General features: G+C 40.9%; 23 protein-coding genes. 5 read left to right on the forward strand and 18 right to left on the reverse strand.

Annotated elements, in window-relative coordinates; genetic code table 11:
- Positions 1 to 11: 11 nt before the first annotated feature.
- From BLP54_RS11070 to BLP54_RS11135, 14 genes are all read right to left on the reverse strand, one after another.
- Positions 12 to 1,661 (reverse strand): SulP family inorganic anion transporter, encoded by a 1,650-nt coding sequence (locus tag BLP54_RS11070; protein ID WP_090169643.1) that lies wholly within the window; start codon positions 1,659 to 1,661, stop codon positions 12 to 14.
- 9 nt (positions 1,662 to 1,670) lie between these two features.
- Positions 1,671 to 2,777, reverse strand: a complete 1,107-nt coding sequence (locus BLP54_RS11075) for a type IV pilus twitching motility protein PilT (RefSeq protein ID WP_090169645.1) — start codon at positions 2,775 to 2,777, stop codon at positions 1,671 to 1,673.
- An 18-nt stretch (positions 2,778 to 2,795) separates the two neighbouring features.
- Positions 2,796 to 3,164, reverse strand: a complete 369-nt coding sequence (locus BLP54_RS11080; RefSeq protein WP_143002018.1) for a hypothetical protein — start codon at positions 3,162 to 3,164, stop codon at positions 2,796 to 2,798.
- Positions 3,165 to 3,184: 20 nt separating this feature from the next.
- Positions 3,185 to 3,565 carry a hypothetical protein gene (locus BLP54_RS11085; RefSeq protein ID WP_090169650.1) on the reverse strand — a complete coding sequence of 127 codons (381 nt, stop codon included), beginning with the start codon at positions 3,563 to 3,565 and terminating at the stop codon, positions 3,185 to 3,187.
- Entirely contained in the window at positions 3,555 to 4,094 is a 540-nt protein-coding gene (locus BLP54_RS11090; protein ID WP_242870692.1) for a DUF4860 domain-containing protein, read from the reverse strand. The genes BLP54_RS11085 and BLP54_RS11090 overlap by 11 nt, the downstream gene beginning before the upstream one ends.
- A 24-nt stretch (positions 4,095 to 4,118) precedes the next feature.
- Positions 4,119 to 4,475 carry a hypothetical protein gene (locus BLP54_RS11095; protein ID WP_090169653.1) on the reverse strand — a complete coding sequence of 119 codons (357 nt, stop codon included), beginning with the start codon at positions 4,473 to 4,475 and terminating at the stop codon, positions 4,119 to 4,121.
- A 1-nt stretch (position 4,476) separates the two neighbouring features.
- Complete coding sequence (locus BLP54_RS11100) at positions 4,477 to 5,529, reverse strand: type II secretion system F family protein (protein ID WP_090169656.1); 1,053 nt, start codon at positions 5,527 to 5,529, stop codon at positions 4,477 to 4,479.
- Between the two features lie 11 nt (positions 5,530 to 5,540).
- On the reverse strand, positions 5,541 to 6,515 hold the full coding sequence (locus tag BLP54_RS11105) for a transglutaminase-like domain-containing protein (protein ID WP_090169658.1): 975 nt from the start codon (positions 6,513 to 6,515) through the stop codon (positions 5,541 to 5,543).
- A 23-nt stretch (positions 6,516 to 6,538) separates the two neighbouring features.
- Positions 6,539 to 6,961 carry a hypothetical protein gene (locus BLP54_RS11110; protein ID WP_090169660.1) on the reverse strand — a complete coding sequence of 141 codons (423 nt, stop codon included), beginning with the start codon at positions 6,959 to 6,961 and terminating at the stop codon, positions 6,539 to 6,541.
- Positions 6,961 to 8,208 (reverse strand): BTAD domain-containing putative transcriptional regulator, encoded by a 1,248-nt coding sequence (locus tag BLP54_RS11115; protein ID WP_090169662.1) that lies wholly within the window; start codon positions 8,206 to 8,208, stop codon positions 6,961 to 6,963. Before BLP54_RS11115 ends, BLP54_RS11110 begins: the two co-directional genes overlap by 1 nt.
- Before the next feature lie 129 nt (positions 8,209 to 8,337).
- The gene (pth, locus tag BLP54_RS11120) at positions 8,338 to 8,907 is read right to left on the reverse strand and encodes an aminoacyl-tRNA hydrolase (protein WP_090169664.1); all 570 of its coding nucleotides are present in this window, start codon (positions 8,905 to 8,907) and stop codon (positions 8,338 to 8,340) included.
- A gap of 6 nt (positions 8,908 to 8,913) precedes the next feature.
- Entirely contained in the window at positions 8,914 to 9,174 is a 261-nt protein-coding gene (gene spoVG / locus BLP54_RS11125) for a septation regulator SpoVG (protein ID WP_028247506.1), read from the reverse strand.
- Positions 9,175 to 9,179: 5 nt separating this feature from the next.
- Positions 9,180 to 10,313, reverse strand: a complete 1,134-nt coding sequence (glgD, locus tag BLP54_RS11130) for a glucose-1-phosphate adenylyltransferase subunit GlgD (RefSeq protein ID WP_090169665.1) — start codon at positions 10,311 to 10,313, stop codon at positions 9,180 to 9,182.
- On the reverse strand, positions 10,310 to 11,584 hold the full coding sequence (locus tag BLP54_RS11135) for a glucose-1-phosphate adenylyltransferase (RefSeq protein WP_090169730.1): 1,275 nt from the start codon (positions 11,582 to 11,584) through the stop codon (positions 10,310 to 10,312). The genes glgD and BLP54_RS11135 overlap by 4 nt, the downstream gene beginning before the upstream one ends.
- A gap of 310 nt (positions 11,585 to 11,894) precedes the next feature.
- Between BLP54_RS11135 and murC the strand changes: the two genes are divergently transcribed.
- From murC to BLP54_RS11155, 4 genes are all read left to right on the forward strand, one after another.
- Positions 11,895 to 13,274: a UDP-N-acetylmuramate--L-alanine ligase gene (murC, locus tag BLP54_RS11140; RefSeq protein WP_090169668.1), complete on the forward strand. Its 1,380-nt coding sequence runs from the start codon at positions 11,895 to 11,897 to the stop codon at positions 13,272 to 13,274.
- Positions 13,275 to 13,488: 214 nt separating this feature from the next.
- Positions 13,489 to 14,613 (forward strand): DnaD domain protein, encoded by a 1,125-nt coding sequence (locus tag BLP54_RS11145; protein WP_090169670.1) that lies wholly within the window; start codon positions 13,489 to 13,491, stop codon positions 14,611 to 14,613.
- Positions 14,614 to 14,625: 12 nt separating this feature from the next.
- Positions 14,626 to 15,618 carry an ATP-binding protein gene (locus tag BLP54_RS11150; protein ID WP_090169672.1) on the forward strand — a complete coding sequence of 331 codons (993 nt, stop codon included), beginning with the start codon at positions 14,626 to 14,628 and terminating at the stop codon, positions 15,616 to 15,618.
- A gap of 26 nt (positions 15,619 to 15,644) precedes the next feature.
- Complete coding sequence (locus BLP54_RS11155; RefSeq protein ID WP_090169674.1) at positions 15,645 to 16,823, forward strand: ribose-phosphate pyrophosphokinase; 1,179 nt, start codon at positions 15,645 to 15,647, stop codon at positions 16,821 to 16,823.
- A 48-nt stretch (positions 16,824 to 16,871) separates the two neighbouring features.
- On the opposite strand, the gene BLP54_RS11160 is transcribed toward BLP54_RS11155, so the two are convergent.
- Complete coding sequence (locus BLP54_RS11160; protein ID WP_090169676.1) at positions 16,872 to 19,058, reverse strand: LTA synthase family protein; 2,187 nt, start codon at positions 19,056 to 19,058, stop codon at positions 16,872 to 16,874.
- A gap of 137 nt (positions 19,059 to 19,195) precedes the next feature.
- Between BLP54_RS11160 and BLP54_RS11165 the strand changes: the two genes are divergently transcribed.
- Entirely contained in the window at positions 19,196 to 21,748 is a 2,553-nt protein-coding gene (locus BLP54_RS11165) for a hypothetical protein (RefSeq protein ID WP_090169679.1), read from the forward strand.
- Between the two features lie 5 nt (positions 21,749 to 21,753).
- Here the strand turns inward: BLP54_RS11165 and BLP54_RS11170 are convergent, their stop codons facing one another.
- From BLP54_RS11170 to BLP54_RS11180, 3 genes are read right to left on the reverse strand one after another with little or no spacing between them, the layout of a single operon-like run.
- Positions 21,754 to 22,401 (reverse strand): lysoplasmalogenase family protein, encoded by a 648-nt coding sequence (locus tag BLP54_RS11170; RefSeq protein ID WP_090169681.1) that lies wholly within the window; start codon positions 22,399 to 22,401, stop codon positions 21,754 to 21,756.
- 10 nt (positions 22,402 to 22,411) lie between these two features.
- Entirely contained in the window at positions 22,412 to 24,313 is a 1,902-nt protein-coding gene (locus BLP54_RS11175; protein WP_090169682.1) for a hypothetical protein, read from the reverse strand.
- Positions 24,314 to 24,356: 43 nt separating this feature from the next.
- Positions 24,357 to 25,535: a class B sortase gene (locus BLP54_RS11180; protein ID WP_090169684.1), complete on the reverse strand. Its 1,179-nt coding sequence runs from the start codon at positions 25,533 to 25,535 to the stop codon at positions 24,357 to 24,359.
- Positions 25,536 to 25,553 lie beyond the last annotated feature (18 nt).

Below are 25,553 nucleotides of genomic sequence, written 5' to 3' on the forward strand. Positions count from 1 at the left end.
AATCTAGCAAATTACTTTAACCAAAGGAGAGCTTCTGCTCTATCAAGAGCGGCATCAATGTTAGGCTGGAAGTTTTCCTCGCCTACAAGCTTAATAAAATCAGCCTTTTCCATCATCTGACGAGGCTGCTCATTTACATGTGAGAATACAACGGTAACACCCTTCTTCTCTGCACGCTCTACCAAATCTCTAAGAGCACGAAGAGCTGTGATATCAATTGCAGGTACAGAACGCATTCTCATAACAAGAACCTTTGTGTAATCTTTTACGTTAATGCTCTCAGCAAGCATATCAGAAACACCAAAGAAAAGTGGTCCTGTAATCTCAAATACACGAATTTCCTTAGCAACTGGACGAAGATCATCTACGAACTCTTCTTCATCACTCTGATATGTCCAGCCACTTACATGTGTCTCTTCGCTCATTCTCTTGATAAAGAGGATACATGCAACAATCATGCCCCACTCGATAGCTACAACAAGGTCAAATACGATTGTAAGCACGAATGTAAGCACTAAAACGATAATATCTGACTTAGGTGCATACTTTACAAGTCTTGTGAATGGTCTCCATTGGCACATATTGTAAGCAACCTGGAAAAGAATAGCTGCAATACATGGCATTGGGATAAACTTCGCAAAAGGCATAAGTACAACAAGGATAATAAGTAATGTGATTGAATGAACCATACCAGCTATTGGTGTACGTCCACCGTTCTTGATATTAGCTGCTGTACGTGCGATAGCGCCTGTAGCAGGAATACCACCGAATAATACTGAACCAATGTTACCGATACCCTGACCGATAAGCTCCTGATTACTTCTGTGCTTGCTGTTTACCATTCCATCTGCAACTACTGCTGAAAGAAGAGACTCAATAGCAGCAAGGATAGCAATTGTAAAGGCATTTGGCATCTCATTCTTAATAACTGCAAGTGAGAAATGAGGCACTGATACAGAAGGTAATCCAGCCTTTAAATCAGGATAAAGAGTACCAATAGTGTTAACATTTAATCCAAGTCCCTTAACCATAAAAATTCCAACGAATACAGCAATAATAGATGCTGGAACCTTAGAAAAGAACTTTGGCCAAATAATAAGAACTGCAAGACAAACAACACCTACAAGCACTGCCTGCCAATTGATAGTATCAATATTTACAAAGAAAAGTCTAAGCTTATCCATTGTCTCGATTGGCTTTTCTCCGTGGAAATCCATTCCGAAGAAATCCTTGAACTGACCAATGAGAATAGTAACAGCGATACCAGCTGTAAATCCTGTGGTGATTGTATAAGGGATAAACTTAATAAGTGCACCAGCCTTAAAAATACCAAGTAAAATAAGAATAATACCAGCCATGATGGTGGCGATAATAAGTCCGTCCATTCCATCAGTTGCGATAATTCCTGCTACAATTGTAGCGAAAGCTGCTGTGGGACCAGCAATCTGAACTGTACTACCACCGAAGAAGGAAATCAAAAATCCTGCTACGATAGCTGTGTACAAACCTGGCTCTGGGCCTACGCCAGAGGCAAGAGCCAAGGCAATAGAAAGTGGCAATGCTATGATTGCCACTATAATTCCAGATACAACGTCTTTTACAAACTGTTCCTTGCTGTATTTCTTCATACAGGTGAACAGCATCGGTTTAAATTGTTCCATACGTAATTCTTACACTCCTAATCTTCTTCCTAGCATTTCTGCATTAACTGAGAACTCTAATGCAGTATCCTTAGTGATTTTACCATCCTTTGCCAACTTGTAAAGACTTGAATCCATAGAAACCATATCATCAGTGTCACTTGAGTAAATTACACCCTCAATTTGTGGCACCTTATTCTCCCTAATCATGTTTCTGATGGCCGGTGTAACAGTCATTACTTCGAATGCAGGCACTAAAGTTCCATCCACTGCAGGTACCAGCTGCTGCGATACCACGGCCTTTATAACCATGGAAAGCTGCAGAGCAATCTGGTGCTGCTGCTCTGATGGGAAAACATCGATAATTCTGTCGATTGTATTTGCCGCACCAATGGTGTGAAGTGTTGATAAAATCAAATGTCCTGTCTCCGCTGCAGTCATGGCTACAGATATAGTCTCTGCATCACGCATCTCTCCAAGCAAAATAACATCAGGACTCTGTCGCAAGGACGCACGAAGAGCCGTAACATAATTTTCAGTATCAAGATGAATCTCTCTCTGGGAAACAATAGACTTATCATGTCTGTGGAGGTATTCAACCGGATCCTCCAAGGTGATAATATGCTTATTATAGTTTTTATTAATCTTATCTACAATACATGAAAGCGTAGTTGATTTACCACTTCCTGCAGGACCTGTAACCAGCACCAGTCCCTTAGACTCATTTGAAAGATTAATAACAGATTCAGGGACGCCCAGCTGCCTGTAATCTGGCAGGGAGAAGGTAATAATACGTACTACTGCCGCATAGGTACCTCTCTGTTTAAAGGCGTTTACTCTGAAACGTGAAACGTCTTTTATAGCGAAAGAAAAATCGTCATCACCATTTTTCTTATAGAAATCCATGTCTCTTTTTGCAAGCTGATAAATCTGAGTCACAAGCTCCTCAGCCTTTGCAGGCATAACAGGACCCTCATCCTGCTCAGATTTTATATCGCTATTGCTTTCCAATTCCGATCTGGTCATAACCATATCGTTAACTCTGAAGGAAATTTCACGGCCTGTGATGATAAATACATCAGAAGCCCTGTACTTTTTTACCGCATCTGTTAAATAAGTTACGATATCTACAGCCATAACTCCTCCTTAATCCCCTTAATTCCAATCATCCAAAGTGATTATTGGCTGAGTGCTGTCTGCCTCCCAGCTGCTATTATTAATAACCTCCCAGCTGACTATTTCACCACTACTTACCTTTACATTTAAATCCTGTGAATCGTTAATGCTAACAGTAAATTCCTGATCAGCCCAGCCTGATTCTGCTATCCTCTCGTAGGCCTCATTTGATGCCGCATAATATTCATCTGTATGAATTCTCTGCTTGTCGCTTAAGCTGTAATTATTGTGGCTAGATGATATTGCAAGAGCCGCAATGACAGCAAAAGCAAGGCCAATGAGTATAACTACCATTAGCGAGGTTCCAATATTTATTATTGTGCGATTAGTTCTCTTTTGCTCTTCCATATTAATCCACACCAATACCTTTATTTCAAAGCTTTTTCCACAACAAGTGAATAGATTTCCCTGTCATCAGCAGTTGCTACCACAATATGCATGGACTCACAGCTCTTCTTGTTCTCTGCCTCTGTAATAATCGCTGTAGTCTTATAAACACCCTCGTCATCGACTATCTGCCAGTTCTCATCGTAATATTCTGTATAACCCTCAAATCCAGGGTCAGCCAGATACTGCTCTGCTGCATTAGCCGCCACATTCACAGCCCCTGTTATCTCACTGGCGTCCTTGCTCTTTGCATAGGCGGTAGCAAAGCACTGAATACATATCGCAGATACTATAATGAAAAACAAGATTGAAAACATTAGCTCGGTCATAAAAATACGCGAACCATTATTCCTAGTCTGCATCTGGCACCTCCTCTCCTGAATCTTCCTCAGTATCAGAGGTCTTTTCTGTATAATTAATTGCTGATTTAATTCCTATATCTACTATTCTTTTCTCTCCAGTGGTCTCCTCTACCTGAACCTCCATTAGTTGATTGTTCTTCCAACTAAAGTCCATTCCATTTATTTTAAGTAACTGATTTCCAAAGTCTGCTGTTACTCCAGCCCCCTCTTTTGTCTCCAGTTCCATCAGATAGCCATCCAAATAATAAATGTAGAGATAATATCCTTCTGCTTCCTTCATTTTAATGGCTTTGTTGCCGTCTATTTCTGCAATCTCTATACTTCCCGACTCATCGTGCTGTCTTACCTTTTCCCTTATATAAGCCGTTGCTGCTCTGGTGTTAGAATTCTCCTCATTTGCTACAACTACAGCCTTATAGGAATTTACAGCCAGCAAAAGAACACTCACTGCAGAAAAAGTGAATATCAAGAAAAGAATCATGAGGAACATGATATCGATATTATGTTTTTGCAATCGATTCTTGTTCATTGCCAAGACTTTTTCCTCCCCAAACTACCTATCACCCAGATTTATAATCGTTATATCCGGCTTCATATTGGTACCAAAAATCACATAATCCACCCTAAAAAGCTCATCATCATAGATAATTCCATAGTTCTTTCTAAGATACTCAAAGCTCTCAGGATAGCGGCCCTCTGTGACGTAGCACTGCATAACAGCCCTGTCTATTGCAGACTCCAAATTACTTCGTTGCTCATCAATAGAGCCCTTAGATGCCATGGATACTGCAAACAAAAATCCAATAAATATGAGAATGAACATGCCTGCAGATATAAGTGTCGTAGAGGCCACATTCTTTTTTCTGATTTGATGTATGCCATCTAGGCTTCCAAATCGTGTTTTAGCCATATTAAATCATCCCTGACATAATGTTTAACAGTGGTAACATAACTGAAAGAAGAATAATACCAACAATAACAGAAAGGATAATAACCAACGTTGGTTCTACAACAGCGATTAAATCGTTAATTTCCTCGTCTGCCTCCTGCTGATAGGTTGTAGCTACCTTCTCCAATACCGTCTCCATATTTCCTGTTTTTGCGCCTAAAATTGCCATTCTTCCATAGAGACCGCCAAATATTCCAGACATAGAGAAGGCCTTTCCAATATCCATGGTATCTGCAAAGGAATCCTTGCACTTTTCAACCTTCTGCTCAAATTCTGGCGCATCTACTATTCGACCGCTCACATCAAGAGACTGCATTACATCCATACCACTTGATAAAGTCATGGCCATGGCAGATGCAAATCTACTTGTAGCAATCTTAGAATGGATTGACTTAAATCTTGGGCTCTTATAAAGAATACCGTTACGGTGCTCCTTGCCCCATGCAGTTTTATTAATAACAATGAGATATATCACAATGGCAGCCAAAAGAATTAAGAATAATACGCCATTGCTCTTCATGAATTTTCCTACTGTAAGAAAGCCTGCTGAAAGACCGTCCATTGTGCCGCCCAGCTGCTTAAAGACCCTATCAAAGACAGGCATAATTTCTGTAACTAAAACAATAATGATTACAAGCATCATTGCAACCATCATAAGCGGATATGTAACCGCACTTCGAATGGCATTGCTGATAGCCATTTCTCTTGAATAATGAGCCGCAAGATTAATAAGAACAGAGTCCATTTTACCGGTCTGCTCACCCATCTTTGCCATCTCTACAAAATAATCTGGGAAAACTCCTGCGCCCTCGATGGCTTTTGAAAGAGAACCTGTCTCTCCCACAACCTGCTCCATCTCAGTAAGAAGCTCCTTTTCCTCACCACCCTCTGATTCATCAATCATCATGGTAAGTCCCTGAATTGCTGAAACACCGCTTGATATCATCATTCCCATTTCATCTGAGAATGCATATAATTCCTCTGACGTTAATTTCTTTCTAGATTTCTCACTCATAGCCCCACCCTTTAATATTTATACTTTAACTGGTAATAGGTATTGTCTTCTAGATATTTCTTAACAATGTTTTTACTTGCATAGGAACCAAGTGTTGGATCCATCAATGTCCATCGTGTACCGTCAAATTGTATTATGTTGTCTATCCATCCTACATCCGGAACATAAACAGATATCCATGCGTGATACTCTGTTCCGGCGTATCCAATCTCAAGTCTGGTTGGTATTCCCTGAGACCTTAGCATTGCCCCCATTAATGAGGCATAGTCAAAGCAAATTCCAGTGCCTGTAGCCAATGTACTATCTACAGTTGGAATATAGCCAGATTGAACCGTAGCCGCCTTTTGATAATCATAGGATACATTCTCGATTATGTAGTGATACACATTCTTCACCACCTCAAGGTCGGTATTACAACCTGTTGCCAGCTCTGCACCCTTTAGCACCGCCTTTGAAGATGCATTAAAATCCACATAGGCGTTAGGATACAGGAACACGCTTAATTCGTCTTTTAGAGTTACATTCACTGACTGAGAAAATGCTGTTGCATACTGGTCATCATGTAGGTTCTCATAGACACCGATTTTGTATTTTCCGCTACCTTCAGACAATGGATAAACATCATAGTTTCCATCAAGTGCCATCAGATAATTGTATGTATTTCCCTTTGGTGTCTCTATTAGCATTCTAACCTTAGCGGCGCTGCCGGTATACTTTACCATCACATATCCATCAGCTGCATTGCTGGCGTCTATAGCAGCGTCACTGTTGGAATAAACAGTCACACCGCTAGCCACCGGTTCAAGGACTTTGATTTCATTGGTTCTGGTACCCTTAGACCCTTTGGCCTGAGTACTTCCCGCTGAAGCAACTACCCTGTCCCCTGATGAACCGGCCTGCAACGATGCGTTCCCTTCAAGGGTTCCGCAGGCCACCAGGCTAATACTCAGAACAATCAGTGAAAGCAAATATTTAAATCTTCCCACTTGCTTCCTCCACTTGCTCTACACTATTTCAACAATCTTATAAGTTCTACCTCGCTATTGAAATTAAATTCTTCGTCTTTTGTCTTGTCATATATAATTCCCTGCCAGGTGACATTATCACGGCTTGTAACCATAAGCACAAAGCCCTTACTAACATCAGCAGGAATTAGTTCATCAGCTCCCAAAACCTTGTTCTCAACATCGATAGTTGCTGGTGTAAACTCAGCTTCTGTCTTTTTGAAGGTTCTATTCTTGGTCTTGATAGCTGGGAAACTCAGTGCATCCATAACACTGTCTACTATGTAAAACAACTCATTTATGTCGCTGAAAGTCTGTGGCTCCTTAGAGAAACAACTATAAACTCTTCCTCTGAAGCAGTTCTTGTCCTCATCAATGCAGATTCCAACGCAATTTGGAGTTCTTTTCATTCTAGCTGATACTGGCATTAGTCCTCTCCCTTTACAATATCCTGAAGCTCTTCTGTATCGTTATCAGTTCCTGCACTTGCCAAATTAACTGGAGCAAGATGATATTTGATGTATCTCTTTCTTGATTCCTTGCTGAGGTTTTCATTGATTCTTGCCTGAACCAAAACACAATCCTCCTGAGTAATATCAAGAAGAAGTACAACAAACTGGTTATTGCTATATCTTGCGTACATATCTCCTCCACGTGCTGATGTTCTGATTGCCTCAGAAAGCTCGTCTGAAAGAAGATTTAAACGATCTGAATCATTAAGGGCAAATCCCTTACCATCAGTAATTGTGCAAAGCATAAGCCATGCAGACTGACCTGAACGACGAATTACGCGCTTAATGTATCTATAGCTCTCAACGAAGATAGGATATGTGCAATAGAAGGCACCCTCAATATCTTCCTTGGAAGTATCAAGATTCTTCTTAACCTCGCTGATTACATCTGTATTATTCTTAATCTGCTCGCCAAGCTTATTAAGCTGGTCTGACATTTCTGCTGATACAGAAACGCCCAACTCCTGGAACATAAGGGCCTCAGTATCCTCGTAAAGCTTGAGAGCCTCCTTAGCCTTGCCAAGCTCGATAAGAGCCTGCATCTCATAAGTCTGCCAGTTGTCATATGGATATAATCCATCAGCCTTGTGACTTACCTTGTAGAGCTTGTCGTACTTCTCCTGAAGCACATACATCTCCATAAGCTGCTTTAAGCATCTATCGTAGAGCTTCTTCAGCTTAACCTGAACAGTTACAACCCATTCAACGCCACTAAGACCTGGTAAAAAATCTCCGTTATAAAGCTTAACAGCCTCTTCTAACAGCTTCTGCTGTTCCTTTATGTCTTCTGATGCAAGAGCCTGTCTTGCAATATTCTCAAATTCAATAGCATCGCATTCTACCGTAACGTTTGGACTAATGCGATATGTTCCTCTCTTTACATGAACATAATCCTCATCTGGAAGACCTACCTTTGGAAGTGCCTTTCTTAATCTGAAGACAAGTGCTCTTAAACTGTTAGACTCATCAGCGATATCCTCGTTGTGGAACAAATTATACATAACCTGCTCACGTGGTAAGCCGTTTGTATAATATAGTAACATCTGGAAAAGCTGATTTACCTTTGTAGTATTGTTTCTCTCGATTGTGAAAGGCTTATCATTGTACAAAACCTCCACATTTCCTAACATTCTTGCTTTGATAATAATTGTTTGATTAACCATCACTCATCCCTTTTCTACTACGGATATTGCCTACTTGTTACAACCCTAAGTATAGATTTTTTAACCGTTATTGTAAATAACTATGTTACAAAAAAGGGCACACTTTTAAGTATGCCCGTAAGTTCTATCCTATTTCTCTTCTTTTCTGTTGTAATTATTCATTGCAGCGTCTAAATCTCCATCTAAGAACATTTCTACAGCTCCAATAACCTTCTCCATGGATGCGTCAACCCTCTCTCTGTCCTCTGCGTTATATCGTCCGAGAACGTGGGCAATCATATCGCCTTCACACTCTCCAACACCTACGCGGATACGTGGAAATTCGTTGGTTCCTAAGAGATTAATGATGTTCTTCAGACCATTATGTCCGCCAGCACTACCTTTCTTTCTAACACGGATATTTCCTGTAGAAAGTGATACATCATCTGAAATGACTATCATCTCTGTAGTCGGATCAATTTCATAATAATCTGTAAGTGGTAAAACACACTCACCACTGAGATTCATGTAAGTTTGTGGCTTTGCCAGAATCACTTTCTTTCCGTTTATGATTCCCTTTCCCACAAGACCCTTGTGTTCCTTGTGGTTTACCTCGATTCCAAACTGCTTCGAGATGGCGTCAATCGCCTCAAATCCTACATTATGTCTGGTTCCATCATACTTTCTCTCTGGATTACCTAGACCTACAATTAAATACATAAAATACTACTCAGGGAACTCTTCTTTATACTTATTAAGAATCATTGTCTGCATCTGCTCTCTAGTTGTAGACTTGATAGGATGAGCAATGTCCTTATAGCCGCCCTCAGAACCACGTCTTGATGGCATTGCGATAAACAGTCCCTTATCTCCTTCAATAATCTTGATGTCGTGGATTACAAACTCCTCATCGATTGTTACTGAAACAACAGCTTTCATTTTGCCTTCTTTTTCAATCTTGCGAATTCTGATGTCTGTAATTTGCATTTGTGTTATACCTCCCCAACTGGCATATCATATCTGTTCTTGTTACCGGTAACGATGCGGATTCCATTTTCCCCAATATATGTGGATCCGCTGAGCAACGTCTCATGGCTTTCTACAATGCAGTTCTCCACGTGCACGTTGTCTCCTATATATGCTCCGTTCAAAATGACGCAGTTTTTAACCACCGAATTGTTTCCAACAAACGCCTTCTTGAACAGTACAGAATTCTCTACAGTGCTGTTAATGATACATCCTCCAGCAATAAGCGAGTTCTTAACCCTTGATCCTGCGTTATATTTTGCAGGTGGAAGGTCATGAGTCTTAGAGAAGACTCCTGGCTCAGAGTGGAAGAAATTATCTCTAACATCCTTGCGTAAGAAATCCATGTTTGCTTTGAAGTAGCTGTCTACGTCTGCAATGTTTGACCAGTAGCCTTCCATTTTGTAGCCGTAAATTTTCTTCATGCTCTTGTATCTTATGAGAATGTCTGTAACAAAATTGTACCTGCCCTCTCGATTGCACTCCTCCAATAAATCGATAAGAGCTCTTCTTCTAATGATATAGACACCAGCAGAAACCATATCAGAGTTTGCCACCATAGGCTTTTCTTCGAACTCAGTGATTCTGCCATCTCTATCCATTGTAACCACACCGTATCTGTTGATGTCATCGCCCTCTGGAAGCTTAGCGCAAACCACTGTGATATCAGCCTGCTTCTCAATATGATAATCGAGAACCTTATTGAAGTCCAGTTTATAAACGCCATCTCCACTTGCAATGATTACGTATGGCTCATGTCTCTTCTTTAAGAAATCAATGTTCTGCCAAATAGCATCTGCAGTACCTCTGTACCACCAGCTATTGTTTGTAGTAACTGTTGGTGTGAACAGGAAAAGACCTCCCTGCTTTCTACCAAAGTTCCACCACTTTGATGAATTAAGATGCTCGTTTAGAGAACGAGCGTTGTACTGTGAAAGTACTGCTACTGTCTGGATGTGTGAATTTGTCATGTTTGAAAGAACAAAATCAATACATCTGTAGCTTCCGCCTATTGGCATTGCAGCGATGGCACGCTTGTCCGTCAACTGCTGCATTCTGCTGCTATTTCCACCTGCTAGTATAATTCCTAATGCTTTCATAATCGATCACCTGCCTTGATAATGTAGCCACCACTAGCTAATTGTCCGTCAGGATAATCTCCCTCGCTGGTCTCGCCCTTGATAGCTGTGTTCTTTCCAATAGTTACATTTGCTGGGATAATAGAATTTTCTCCGATTACCGCTAATCCAAAGGAATATACGCTGGCATTCAGTCTGCTTTCTACTTCCTCGCCCTGACCAATCTTAGCGTTATCGCCAATGACTGTGTTCTCGGCAACAATCGATTTATCTATTACACAGTTCTTTCCAATTTTAACGCCTTCCATAATGATGGAATCGCGGATAACTGTGCCTTCCTCAATAACTACGCCTGCGCCTAGTACTGAGTTGTATACCTCTCCATAAATCTGAGCACCCGCGCCCACAATCGCCTTTTCTACTACTGCAGAGCTGGCTACGAACTGTGGTTCAATGATGTTCTGATTAGTATATATCTTCCAGAATTCCTCGTAGAGGTTGAACTCTGGAATTAAATCTATAAGCTCCATATTGGCTTCCCAATATGAACCAAGTGTTCCTACGTCCTTCCAATAGCTGTTAAACTCATAAGCATACATTGGCGAACCCTTCTCATGAAGATATGGGAGCACGTGCTTACCAAAATCGCAATTGCTTTGATCCTTAAGGGCCAAAAGAGATTCCTTAAGAGCCTTCCAACTAAAGATATAAATACCCATTGAAGCCAAATTACTACGTGGCTGAGGTGGCTTCTCCTCAAACTCGCTGATTCGCTTATCATCATCAGCAATAACAACTCCAAATCGCGATGCTTCCTCAATAGGAACTGGTATTACAGCAATAGTAACATCAGCACCCTTAGCCTTATGAAAATCTAACATAGCTTCGTAATCCATCTTGTAAATGTGATCTCCCGAAAGGATAAGCACATACTCAGGATTATAGTTTTCCATGTACTTAATGTTTTGGAAAATTGCGTTAGCTGTACCAGAATACCACTCAGATGTATCACTCTTCTCGTAAGGAGGGAGAACAGTAACACCACCATTGTTTCGATCCAAATCCCATGGAATACCAATTCCAATATGAGAGTTCAAAACAAGTGGCTGATACTGCGTTAGTACGCCAACGGTATCAATCCCTGAATTGATACAATTTGATAGAGGAAAGTCGATAATACGATACTTACCTCCGAAAGAGACAGCTGGCTTTGCCACGTCTGACGTTAGTACGCCCAAGCGGCTTCCTTGCCCACCAGCCAAAAGCATTGCGATCATTTCTTTTCTAATCATCCTTTTTTCATCTGCCTTTCTCATGGTGTCCGTCAAGGATGTGCCAATTAAAAAGAACTCTAGCACTCCCCATTAAAAGTTGTAAAATTTAACGAATTCTACACTCTTATGCATTTAGTATAACAAAGTGATAATTTACACGCAATATTATTCTAATTTTTTACGATATACTCGTTAATTATTTGACAATTCACCGTCATATTCACTAAAATAATCCATATTTTTTACCAACTTGACCCTTGAATGTAGACGCAATTGGGGGTATTGTAGGGAAGGTATTCTTTAATAAGAAAAGAAGGAAGAAAAAACAATGTATAAAATTGATTTTAATAACAAAATCCACGTCCACTTTATCGGAATCGGTGGTATCAGCATGAGCGGTCTTGCTGAGATTCTTCTTGGAGCAGGATTTACTATTTCTGGTTCAGACAGAGATTCCTCTGATTTAACTAAGCACCTTGAGGCTCTCGGAGCAAAGGTTAATTACCCACAGGCTGCTTCTAATATCACAGAGGATATTGATTTAATTGTTTACACAGCAGCTATTTCAGAAGATAATCCAGAGCTTATGGCAGCAAAGGCTTCAGGAAAGCCAATGCTTACACGTGCAGAGCTTCTTGGTGAAATCATGGCAAACTACAGCGAGTCCATCACAGTTGCTGGTACTCACGGAAAGACTACTACCACTTCAATGGTTAGTCAGATTCTCCTTGAGACATCAACAGAACCTACTATTACAGTTGGTGCTATTCTTGACGCTATCCACAGCAATGTTCATGTTGGTAACAGTGATGTCTTCGTAGCAGAGGCTTGTGAATACACAAACAGCTTCCACAGCTTCTTCCCTAAGTACAACATCATTCTTAATGTAGAAGCAGACCATCTTGATTTCTTCAAGAACCTTGATAATGTTCGTGCATCCTTCAGACAGTTCGCTGAGAACACTTCTGAAAACGGAATCCTTATTATCAATAATGAGATTGAAAATACTTCCTACTTCACAGAAGGCCTTAAATGTAAGGTAATCACCTACGCTCTTCACGGTGAAGCAGATATTGTTCCTACTGATATAAGTTACGACGAGAAGGGCTTTGCAAGCTTCGTACCTGTTTACAAGGGACAGGCCCTTGAAAGAATCACTCTTCACGTACCTGGAGACCACAACATCAGCAATGCACTTTCAGCTATTGTACTTTGCATTGAGATGGGTGTTGATTATGAATGTATCAAAACTGGTCTTTCAAAGTTTGGCGGTGCACATCGTCGTTTTGAGCTTAAGGGCACTTACAACGGAGCTACTGTTATTGATGACTATGCACATCACCCAACAGAGATTCGTGCCAGCCTTGCAGCTGCAGCAAACTACCCACACAACCGTGTAGTGGTTTGCTTCCAGTCACATACTTACACACGTACACTTAGTTTATTAGATGATTTCGCAGAGGCTTTAAGCGCCGCTGATTTAGTTATCCTTCCAGACATTTACGCAGCCCGCGAGCCAGACATTTACGGAGTCAGCTCAAAGGACATTGCAGACCGTCTTGAAAAGCTTGGAACAGAAGCCCATTATTTAGGCACATTTGACGCCTGTGAAAAATTTTTGAAAAAAAATCTTTTAAACAATGACTTGTTGATAACTATGGGAGCCGGAGACGTGTATTTAGTAGGCGAAAATCTACTTAAGAATTAGTTATCCACATTATCCACATTTTTTTGAGGTATTTTCCCCACAAAGAAATGTGGATTTTTTTATCCCTTTTTTGCTACCTTGGGGACACTTTTCCACATTATCCACAATCCTCGCAAACCCTTTATTTACAAGGGTTTCAGGACTTCAGAGCCTTTTCTTTTCAATGTGACTTTGCTATAATTTGCCACATAGTAAAGAGGGAGATGAATAATTTATGGCTGACATCATGTTGCACACAACTGGAAGCACAGGCTTCACCTGTGTTTCAAATACTTTCATAGACGATTTCATGAAAGACGCCAATGGAGAATATGTTAAGGTTTACCTTTATCTGCTTCGTTGTCTTACTAGAGATGGGTTCGAATTTTCCATCTCGCAGTTGGCGGACTGTTTAGACCACACAGAGAAAGACGTAATGCGTGCCTTTACTTATTGGGAGAAAGTAGGCCTGCTTCGCCTTGAGTATTCTTCAGATAATGAGCTTTCTGGAATCTACTTAGTCGATGTGAATGGAAATGGATATGGCAGAACAGAGAGTCCTGTCATATCCAACATTACATCCATGAACAAGGCTGCTCGCGTCACTACTACAGCGACCAACAATATTGCTTCTGTATACACCGCTGAGACGAAACCAAGCTACAGCCCTGACCAGCTCAGAGCATTCAGTGAAGACTCACAGGTGGAGGATATGATTTTCGCTATTCAGACTTATCTGAAGCGACCACTGTCTATCAGCGACACAACCACCCTTCTATTCTGGTATGACAGCCTCCACTTCTCAGTGGATCTTATCCAATACCTTGTAGAGACCTGCATCGGCGGTGGACACAGCAGCTTCCATTACATGGACACCGTTGCTCGCAACTGGGCTGAGGACGGTATCACTACAGTAGACGAGGCTATCAGCACATCAAGCGCACGTAACAACCTTGTGTACTCTGTAATGAAGTCTTTCGGTATTTCAGGAAGAGTATTAGTTGAGTCAGAGCTCAACTTCGTTAATAAATGGTCAGGTTTATACGGAATGGATCTTGATTTAATTAGCGAAGCCTGCAAGCGCACTATTCTGCAGACTAACAAAGCATCCTTCCAGTATGCCGATTCCATCATCACAAGCTGGCACAAGTCAGGCGTCAGGACAATGGCAGACGTTGAAAGACTTGATTATGAGCACAGCATGGCAAATGTAGCTAACATTTCTTCAGCTGCACGTGCAAGAAATAATGGAACTAATGGTAGCGCAGCTGCAAAGCAAAAGAACACAACAAAGTTCCAGAATTTCTCACAGAGAGATTATAATTACGTTGAATTAGAGAAAAAATTATTAGGAAACTAGGGGGGAATACATATGGCATTAACTAATGAACAGTATGATGCTCTTATGCGTCAGTACAACCACAAGCAGGCTCGTAATAATCAAATCGTTGCTTACCGTACTGATGAGGTTTACTCAGCTATTCCTGCTCTTTCACAGTTAGATGAAGAAGTTTCAAAGGTTTCAGTATCTTCTATCACTGCCATCTTCAGCGGCAGCGATATACAAACAGCGGCTGCAGAGTCAAGAAAAAGGCTCTCAGAATTAAAAAAGCGCCGCGTTAATCTTATGGAATCGGCAGGTTTTCCTGCTGATTATCTTGAGCCACCATACGACTGTCCTGATTGCAAGGACACAGGTTATGTAGATGGAAAACGTTGCCACTGCTTCAAGCAGGCTGCTATCAATCTAGTTTACAAGCAGTCTAACATCAGCAACATCCTTTCAAAGGAAAATTTCGACTATTTTGACTTAAATGTATACGACGAAAATTACTATGAGGGTAATTCTGACGTCAGCGCAAGGGCTACTGCACAAATAGCCCTAGAAAGAGCGCAAAACTTTGTGCAAAATTTCAAGACAAAAGGTGGTAATTTAATGTTGCTTGGACAGACTGGTTGCGGTAAAACCTTTCTTTCCAACTGCATAGCTAAGGCGCTATTAGACGAAGGCATATCTGTTATTTACTTTACAGCCTCTGAGCTATTCAAAGTATTTGAGGATCAGACTTTCAAAAAACACGTTAATGTTGAGGATTTACACGATCAGATTTTTGATTGTGACCTGCTCATCATCGACGACCTCGGCACTGAATTTCCTAATAATTTCACTATTACAAAGCTATTCCAGTGCTTAAATGAAAGATTGCTCAGAAACAAATCCACAGTGATTTCCACAAACCTTTCTCTCGAAGAAATGAGAGATACTTACAGTGAAAGAATTACTTCGCGAGTATTTTCATATTATGATGCCATCAGGCTCATTGGAGATGATATTCGTATTAAGAAAGTAATGATGAATAAATAAATAAAATATCTTTCAAGGAGCAAACAATGCCAAATAATGAAATCGTGTTGGAAAACACACCACCTATGGCTGAGCTTGGATTAATTCCACACAAGAGCTGTACAGCCATCTCGGAGCGAGTTAATGACTACCTTCTTAAGTGGAGACAGGAGCGTAAAAGCGACCAGTCTATTATCACTCTAGCAGGTTACCGTAGTGATTCCTACATTGTTGATGCCGATTGCCCACGTTTCGGTTCAGGCGAAGCAAAGGGTATTATTAAGCAGTCTGTACGTGGACTTGATTTATACATCCTTGTTGATGTTACAAATTACAGCCTTACTTACACTGTTTGTGGTCATGAGAACCACATGAGTCCAGATGATATCTTCTGCGATTTAAAGCGTATCATCGCAGCAGCTATGGGAAAAGCAAAGCGCATTACTGTTATTATCCCATTCCTTTACGAAGGACGTCAGCACCGTAGAAGTGCTCGTGAATCCCTTGATTGTGCTATGGCACTTCAGGAGCTCGTTAACATGGGTGTTGATAACATCATCACATTTGATGCTCACGACCCACGTGTTCAGAATGCGATTCCACTTCACAGCTTTGAGACAGTTTCACCTACATACCAGTTCCTTAAGGGCATCTTTAAGAACTGCAAGGACTTAAAGCTTGATAACGATAATCTTATGATTATCTCACCAGATGAGGGTGGTACAAAGCGTGCCGTATACATGGCATCTGTTTTAGGTGTTAATGTTGGTATGTTCTACAAGCGTCGTGATTACAGCCGCATCGTAGATGGACGTAATCCTATCGTCGCTCACGAATTCCTTGGAAATGACGTTGCTGGTAAGGACGTTATCATCGTAGATGATATGATTTCTTCTGGCGAATCAATGATAGATGTAGCTACAGAGCTTAAGAAGCGCAACGCAAAGCGTATCTTCGTAGTAGCCACATTCGGACTCTTTACAAACGGAATGGATAAGTTCGATAAAGCTGTTGCAGACGGCATTATCTACCGTGTTGTTACAACAAACCTTACTTACCTTCCAGAAGAAGTTCAGAGCAAAGACTACTTCATCAAGTGTGATATGTCTAAGTACATCGCATACATCATCGATACTCTCAATCACGAGTGCTCAATCTCAGAGCTCCTCAATCCATATGGACGTATCGAAAAGCTCATCACACGTTACAAAAACGGCGAATACTAAAAACACTAAAGGCCCCGCACATAATGTGCGGAGCCTTTTTTAATGTCTTTAGTCAGCTGAATCAGCTTCAGCCTCGCCATCTTCTATTGACTCTTCCTCAGTTTCCTCAACATAGTGTGGATCATAGACCACGTACTCGTTGGATTCACGGAAGATTGTATTTGAGCTTCCGACCTGGCAAACCTTAATCTTGTCACCATTCTTAACGTCTTTAGCATTTATTGTAAGTACCTGACCAGATTCATACTTTGTAGAAACCTGTTCGTCGTTGACGAATACCTTCGACCATTTGGTGAATTCATCGCCGTAAATGTGAAGCTTTCCATTGAAGAAATATGCGCTGTCTACATTTACCTCATTAACACCCATAACGATGTCAGAAGCCTTGTATTCTTTGCCTGCCTTATATGTATAGCGGTCACCATACATAATGTCGTACTGAAGCATTCTAAGGTCGTTCATGTACTCGCTGGTACCGTATTTCTTACCTGCAGCCATTGCTGTCTGGTGATATCCATTAATGTTTCCATTGTGGATACCAAGTCTGTTTAAATACTCTGATACAAGCTGATATGAAGTAAGATCCATATCATTCTTTTCCATTCCAAAGTTATTCCATGTGAAATACTTTGTCTTATATAAATCGCCTGTTGCAACTTCATCGTTTGTAAGACCCATTGTTGGGAGGTGATCACCAAACATGATAACGATAGTGTCCTCTCCACGCTCATCAAAGGCCTGAATGTACTGCTTGATAAAATCGTCTACGTTGTGAATACGGTTTACATAGTATTCCCAAGCGTAATTCTGTCCTTCAGTCTTACCGTTGGCTTTAACCTTGATTTCAGGATTCTTCTCGACCTCGTACTCTGGATAAGAGCCGTGTCCCTCAACAGTGATTGTGTAGATAAAATCGCTGCCTTCTGTAGTATCCATGGCATCAAGTGTAGCCTGAAGAAGAATATCATCTGTAGGCCAGTTACCAAGTGGTGTGTATTCTGTAATATCTAAGAGCTCCTTCGATGTGAAGGTATCAAATCCCATCTGGGAGAATGCGTTCTTTCTTGAATAGAAGTTACCACCATTGTTATGAACTACGTGAGATGTGTAACCAATCTCATTAAGTACATCGGCGTAGCTTTCTACATCTACTTCCTTAAGGATAGTCTTCTGTGGGTACTCACCTGGTCCAAAGAAGTTACAACTGAGACCTGTAAGAACCTCGAACTCTGAGTTACAGGTACCGGCACCAACTACAGGCACGATACAGTGTCCTGTAGAGTAGTTCTGCTCCAGTGAGTGGATGAATGGAATTGGATCCTCGCTAGTCTCAAGGAACTTACACTCTGAAACATCGTAGAAAGACTCTAAAAGGATAACTACTATATTAGGTCTTGTTCCATCTGCTGTCTGGAGTGTCTGGATATATGCTCCGTCGTTCTCCAAAATTGTATCGATTTTAGCCTCTGAATATCCGAAAGGTCTGTTCATACCTCTGTCTAAAACGGATGTAGAGAAGCCATATAAATAACCATAATCAAGGTATCCCTGTGCAAGGTTTCCGAAATATGATGTCATGATTCCGGCATTTCTAAGAAGAATTGTCGATGGATAAAGTGATACGAATAAAGCAACTACAAGTATCAATCTCTGCCAGAATGGCTTTCCATCTTCCTTCTTAGGACCACGGGCTGCATAAATGCTCATTATTATAATGTAGACAATCAATGCGATAATGGTCAGCATAGCCTGCTGGGGTGAGAAGTAGTTGGAATCCTGCATTGTAAGCAGGTCACTAATCATATATAAATCTGTATAACCAAAAGGTGATACTCGATTCAACAAAATGACACAGTTTATAATTCCAAGAATTATAAATACCATGCTGATGAATACTCGCCACCAGCCTCTTCTCTTACTGAGAAATACGATTGATAATGCTACGAATACGCAATATGAATTAAATAAGTAAGGACCTGTGTGATCTGATACAAATGTACATGCCGCTGTAAATGAATGGCGTGACATCCACTCCATAAGGAATATGATGGCCATCGCAAGTGGTATGTGCATCCAGAATGCGTATTTATCCCAAAGAGCAAGCCAGGTTCTGTGGAACTTAGAGCCAAGATACCCCTGAACAGCCTTTGAATTAGCAAGCTTCATGAATGGTTTTTTTATATTATTACCAAGCCAACTAAAACCGGCTTTTATTTTCTTAAGTACTTTCTTCATGAATCCTCCGATATAAAAAATCTCATCTATCTTAATTTAGCAAGACAGTACTAAAAATTAATGCTATTATACTTATGTGTTTTAATCTCACGGATTATATCACTTTATTTTTTATTAAGCAAGAAAGCGAGTCCTTAATGAAATTACAATTCTATAAAAAGGGGATTCCTACCAAAATAATCCAGCGAATAGCCATTTTATTCGTCGTTTTTGTAGCTTCCCTTGTATTTTTTGAAATCATAACTAATGTATCTGAGACCATGGAAGTCTCTAAGCAAGCATCTCCTACCCTGCCTGTTGTCAGGGTAAATTATCTCAATGATGCTACCACAGAGCTCCACGGCTATTTGTCCGAGATGGATCCAGCCTACATGAGAGATGCCATCATTCCTTTGGATGACCAGCGTAACATTTCCTTATCTATAGACACCAATGATTACGACATCGATGGTCTTTCCTATGAGATACGCTCTCTGGATACACAGCGTAACATTTCCAAAAATGCACTGAAATATAAGAGCAAGAACGGTGTACTCACCGCAGGCTTTCAGGCTGAGAACCTTATTGATGCCAACGAAGAATATCTCTTGGTAATCACCCTCACCAGTAATTCTAACAAGATTTACTATTACACACGTATCATGCAGCCACAGGGTTGTAACGAGGAAGAGATTCTGGATTTTGCTCAGTACTTCCATCATACAGCTCTTTCAGAGGATGCCTCTGATTTATCCACTTATATCGAGCCAAAGCCATCCATGGCAAATCAGGATTTGAGTCATGTAACTATCAATTCAAATCTTTCTCAGATTTCCTATGGTACTTTTAAAGCTAAACAGGTGGGTGAAACAAATGTAGCCCTCACTGATATCAGTTCCAGCTATATCAGCCTTACACTTGGCTACACACTTAATCTTGATAACAACGGCAAGCAGGAATATTACACCTGTACTGAGGACTATCGTATCCGCTATACAGCAGACCGCCTCTATCTCCTTGCTTACGACCGTACAATGGAGCAGATTCTGGATAAGAATTCCATCTCCATCGAAAACAACCTTGTTAATATAGGTATAACTGATACCGATGTTCAGTACCTTTCAAACGAGACTGGCACCATCGTATCCTTCGTTCAGAACGGCAGCCTTTACCAGTACAATCAGACCGACCGTCAGGTAAAGCAGATTTTCAGCTTCGTGGACGACCCTACCGACAGTCGTTCTACCTACGACCAGCATCAGGTACTCATTCTTAATATCGATGAGTCTGGTACCATGGATTACGTAGTTTACGGCTACATGAATTCAGGCCCACACGAGGGCTTGTGCGGTATCAACCTTTATCACTACGACGCCATCACCAATATCTCCACAGAGCAGGTATTCATTCCATCTACCAGCTCCTTCCAGATATTGAATGCCAACTTCTCAGACCTTTTATATGAGACAGCTGACAATGAGTTCTACATCATGGTAAATGGAACTCTTCTATATATGAACCTTAACGATTTGACCACTAAGGAGCTTCTTACTGGTCTTGATGATCGCCAGTACGCTTCCTCAGGTTCACGTCGTTATCTCGCCTGGATGGAGGATGCCACCGTTTCCGATGCTATCCACATCATCGATTTGGAGACTGGACACTCCTTCGATATAACAGCTGATTCCGGCCAGCTCCTTCGTCCACTAGCCTTTATGGATGAGGATCTGATTTACGGCCGTATATACAAAGACGACATCACCACTGATGGCGCGGGTTCAAAGGTTTACCCTATGTATTCTCTCACCATTGCTGATATCACCAGTGGTTCTGAGCGCCAGTTGATGAATTACAAAAAGGCGGGCTTATACATCTCAGATGTTAGCCTTCAGTCCTATACTATCTATCTTGACAGAATCCAGATAGACGAAGACGGCAACATTCTTGCTGCACCAGAAGACACTATCAAAAACAGTGCCGGCGAGCAAAACAAGGCTGTTCCTATCACTACCGAGATAGACGATGTAAAACAGCAGGTAGTCGTACTGAATATGACCCCTCTCGAAGAAGATGAAAAGCTAGGTAAGATTAAATATGATGTTACAGATTTAGTACTTGCTGATGAAAACCACAGTATCTCTGTTGCATCGGCTACAAGCTCTACACAGTACTTTGTTTATGTTGGTAACAAGGTAAAGCTTGCTACCGATAATCTTATCGATGCCATCGCCATGGCAGATACGGAAATGGGCATCGTCCTTGATAACGAGCCAAAATATATATGGAAGCGAGGTCGTAAGGCTTATCAGAATTCCATCAGCCCTATCACAATCGGTTCCAGCGATTACGAGGCAAGTGGCTCAGCAAGAGCACTGTCAGCAATGCTTGTTCACGAGGGTGAAAATGTTCAGGTTCACACTCTCTTAGAGAATGGTGAGACCCCTATTTCCATACTTACAAAGACACTCAAGGATTACACCATCCTTGACTTAACAGGCGCAAGCCTTTCAGAAGTTCTCTATTATGTAAACAACGGCACTCCAGTCTACGCTTACACCGGCGAAGACACAGCCGTACTGATAATAGGCTATGATGCCTCAACCATCATTTACTTCGACCCTATCAAGGGACAAAACGCAAAAATGTCCATGACCGAGGCCACGGACTATTTCGCATCATTTGGTAACGTATTTGTAAGCTACTTACAATAAATAGCCTAAAGGCTGAATATAAATAAGAGAATTGCCATGTAGTATGTCGCTAGATTTACAAAATGGACAAGTCTCTTATTTTTTTTGTCTGGAAAATGGAAGAAGTACAAAAATAAGATGGTAAAATCACTCAGCAGGAACAAAACTCCTGCGCAGGCTATTTCTCCCATACCCGCCATTCCACACTCAATAGCTTTAAAAGTCATTGTAGTGACGAAATAGCAGTATATCAGGCATGGTACAAATAAACGTCCCATATGAAGATGCCATGCCTTTTTCATCCACACCAAAAGCAGACAAACCACTATTGGCAGAATGAATACCCACATGCTGGTGTCCTCTGTTATCCTGCACATATAATTGAGCAGTCCAACATGGCCAAGCATAAATGCAATGATTCCCAGAGCCATAAACTGTTTTCTCATGTATGTGTTGAACAGGCCCATCAGCAGGTCTCCTACAAAGCATGCTAGAAGCGCCCAGAACAGCAACCACAGCTTCTGTGAAAAGCACTGATTAATCCAAAGAATCACTAAAAAGGAGGCACTACATACCACCTTTAAAGGGACATAGTACCTCCTTGATAAGCTATTATCACATACTGAAAATAATGCAATTAACAGTGCCACGTAAATAATAGTCTCGATAATCATTTTCTCCACCTTAATAGTCTTCTCGCTGGTCTGCCAAAATCATCTCCAGCTTTCTCTGTCTTCCCATAAGTATTGAACCGGCGCCAAGAAGGAATATTGCCATGCATAGCAGATATCTGGCGTCGAATCCATCCGCCGTCTTAGGGGTAGTATCCTTAGTATGACCAGATGAAATAGAACCATCTGAGCTTATCTTATATGAAACTGTTGTTGTAGCCTTTGAGCCTACCACCTTAAGTCCTGTCAATGCGTATCCATCATCATACTGGAACTGCACTACATGATCTCCAGGTGAAAGAGTTGCTACATAATCTTTCTTTAGTGTTAATATTGTTGAACCTGATGCTAATGTGTAGTTAGCGCTGTTAAGTACGGCACCATCCATCAGGATATATAACAATTTACTTAACTCACCATTGCAGACAATTACGACATCGCCGTTATTCTGAGCTATTACCTGGCCACCGCCCTTGGTAACAACATATTTGTTAGTGGTCTGTGCCTCTGCGCTTGCAGTAATTCCAGGTGTATTATTTGTGCCTGTAGTTGCTGCAGCTGTAGTCGCTGACTTACCATCAATAGGCTTATAGAAGAAGTAAACCTTCATATCACCATGTACAACACCTGATTCATTTCTTCCGCCCCAATGAGAGTATCCTGTATAAGATGTAGGGCTAAATGAATATGATGCACCGTCAACATACTTGTTTGTTGAACGGGTAATAGTCTTTGTCATAGTTGACATATCAGATTTGTAGAACTCGTCCACTACAGTAACGGTGTACATTTTACCATTTGAAGGTGTACCTGTAGGTGTTGGCGAACCTGTAGGTGTCGGTGAACCTGTAGGAGTTGGGTCACCGGAATCACTTGGGTCAGATGGGTCATCAACTGTGGCTGTATATTCAAATCTAAAGGTTGTGTCAGTTGATACTGTAAATGAGGTTCCGCTTGTCTGAACATTGTCCTTATATACAACAACCGTGTAATCAGTGTAGGTAGGTACTGTTACTGTTTGTGCTGTTGTATATGGACCATATGACTGAGAAGAATACTTAGTAGAATCCTCAACTCCATCCTTAGACATAAACTTCTTAATTATTGTATATGAAAACTCTTCTTCTGGATCGGAGCTTCCACCTCCGCCTTCACTTGAGCCAGAATCGTACTGAATCTTATCTTTTCCTGCATTTGCACATCTTCGAGTAAAATAATCCGTTACTTCCGAAGCAGATGTTTCTGTAGAACCATATGCATAGCAGATAGTGTTATCGCGTGGCCAATTTGTTTGTTCTCCAAATCCATTAGCAACTATAGAATCTGCTCCACCGTTATTAAATACTAATTCTGTTACAATACTATTATCAAATGCATGATCATCTATCTTTGTAGTACCACTACGTACTACTAGTCTTGATCCTGCACTCCAGGTTACATAAACAAGGGTGCTACCATTGTAAAGCACTCCATTTTCCATATAATATCCAGAGCCAGGATTCTGACCAGCAATAGTAATGCTTACTGAATCACTTCCTGCAAAGGTATTTCCATGAGCACCATACATATTTCCAGTTACATATACAGAAGTCAAACTCTGATTATCTGCTAACGAAAAACGATCTAATGTCAGCGAACCATCTACATAAACCTGACTTAATGATGGACAATTCTGTAAGGCAGCCTCATTAATAGCAAGATCTCCAGATGAAGTTACCTTCGATAACTCACTTTTTTGAGTAGCGTTTAATGTGGTTGAACTAATCGTATCTCCACCGGTAGCAATATATGCCCCATTTTCGTAGCTACCATCAGCCTCAGAAACAGTGCTTCCAAAGAACGTGAAGCCTGTGAGAATAATAGATAAGCTAATTAGAATACATCCTGTCTTTTTAAAAAATCCTTTTTTCACCATAGCATCCCCACCCCAAATATCAAGGCATACATTAAAGTGTCAATCATTTGACTCTCTTTGCTACGATGAACATTCTGCCGTCTTCCTTATAAGTATTACACGTGCTGAGAGTCAATATTTTATCAGTGCTTGAAATATCGATAGTCTCATCAAATGCAGATAAACGCTGGATGTTATCTAAAAACTCCTGAAGCTCAGCACCAGTTATGGCGTCGATAAAATCGTAGTATTTGTAGGTGTCATCATCGTCATATCCCACTTCTGATAAACCTACTCCTACAACCTCATATTCCTGCTCTTCGTAAAGAGTTTTAAATATTATCTTTTTGTGTGCCTGATAATAATCATAATTTAGGTACCGCTTTAAACCACCAAACATGGTTCCTTTACGCATGTTGTGACCATAAATAATGGTATTGGTGGTTGGATTTAATATGTCGCATCGATAGTCCACAAATAAAGTGCCGCCTGTGCTATCGTTGCCATAAAAATCCCTGCGAAGATAATATTCTGGATCATTTGGAGTCTGAACAACTGGATAGTTGATATCAGTATCTACTATCTCTAAAACCCCTACCAAATCGTGGTTTGCCGAATATAGTTCTGTAAGTTCAGGAAGAATTACTCGCTCACCCTCTACATAATGAGTGTCCCATGGGCTGTTGATTAAATCATCCTCAATGACTTTGGCAGGTGTGTTATTTTCCTCACCATGACCTGCATTTGAATCCTCTACAGTACCTATATCGTCAATTTCATTATCAATTTTAACGTTATTTTGTGAATTATTAGTGTTCGATGCTTTTTGGACACTTTCCTGTAACTTAGCGATTTTTCTAGTCTCAGCTATCTCCTTAATCTCGATTCCAGCGAACACTACAATCAATACTGCTGCAATACCCACAAAAATAAGGCCAAAGAGCCTAGAACTCTTAGCCTTTCCTGCTGCTTCTTCTATGATTTCCCTGTCATCAAGCATACCTGCAGACTTGTTGGCTACGATGTCTGCCACGTGGTCTACATACTGCTTTCCTATAGGGCTATTGAAGGTAATAATACCGTCACGAATGTCGTTATAAAGGCGCAAAGCAACCTCAGGATCTTGGATATCAAGCTCCGCATTGATGCACTCTATTTTCTTTACATCCTCCTGTGCTGCTCTGTACTCATAGTAGGTCTCAAACTCGAAGCCACCTATGATGAACCTTTTGTTTTCCGCCATACATTAATACGCCCCATA

Source organism: Pseudobutyrivibrio sp. 49, assembly GCF_900100545.1.
In the GTDB taxonomy this organism is placed as follows: domain Bacteria; phylum Bacillota; class Clostridia; order Lachnospirales; family Lachnospiraceae; genus Pseudobutyrivibrio.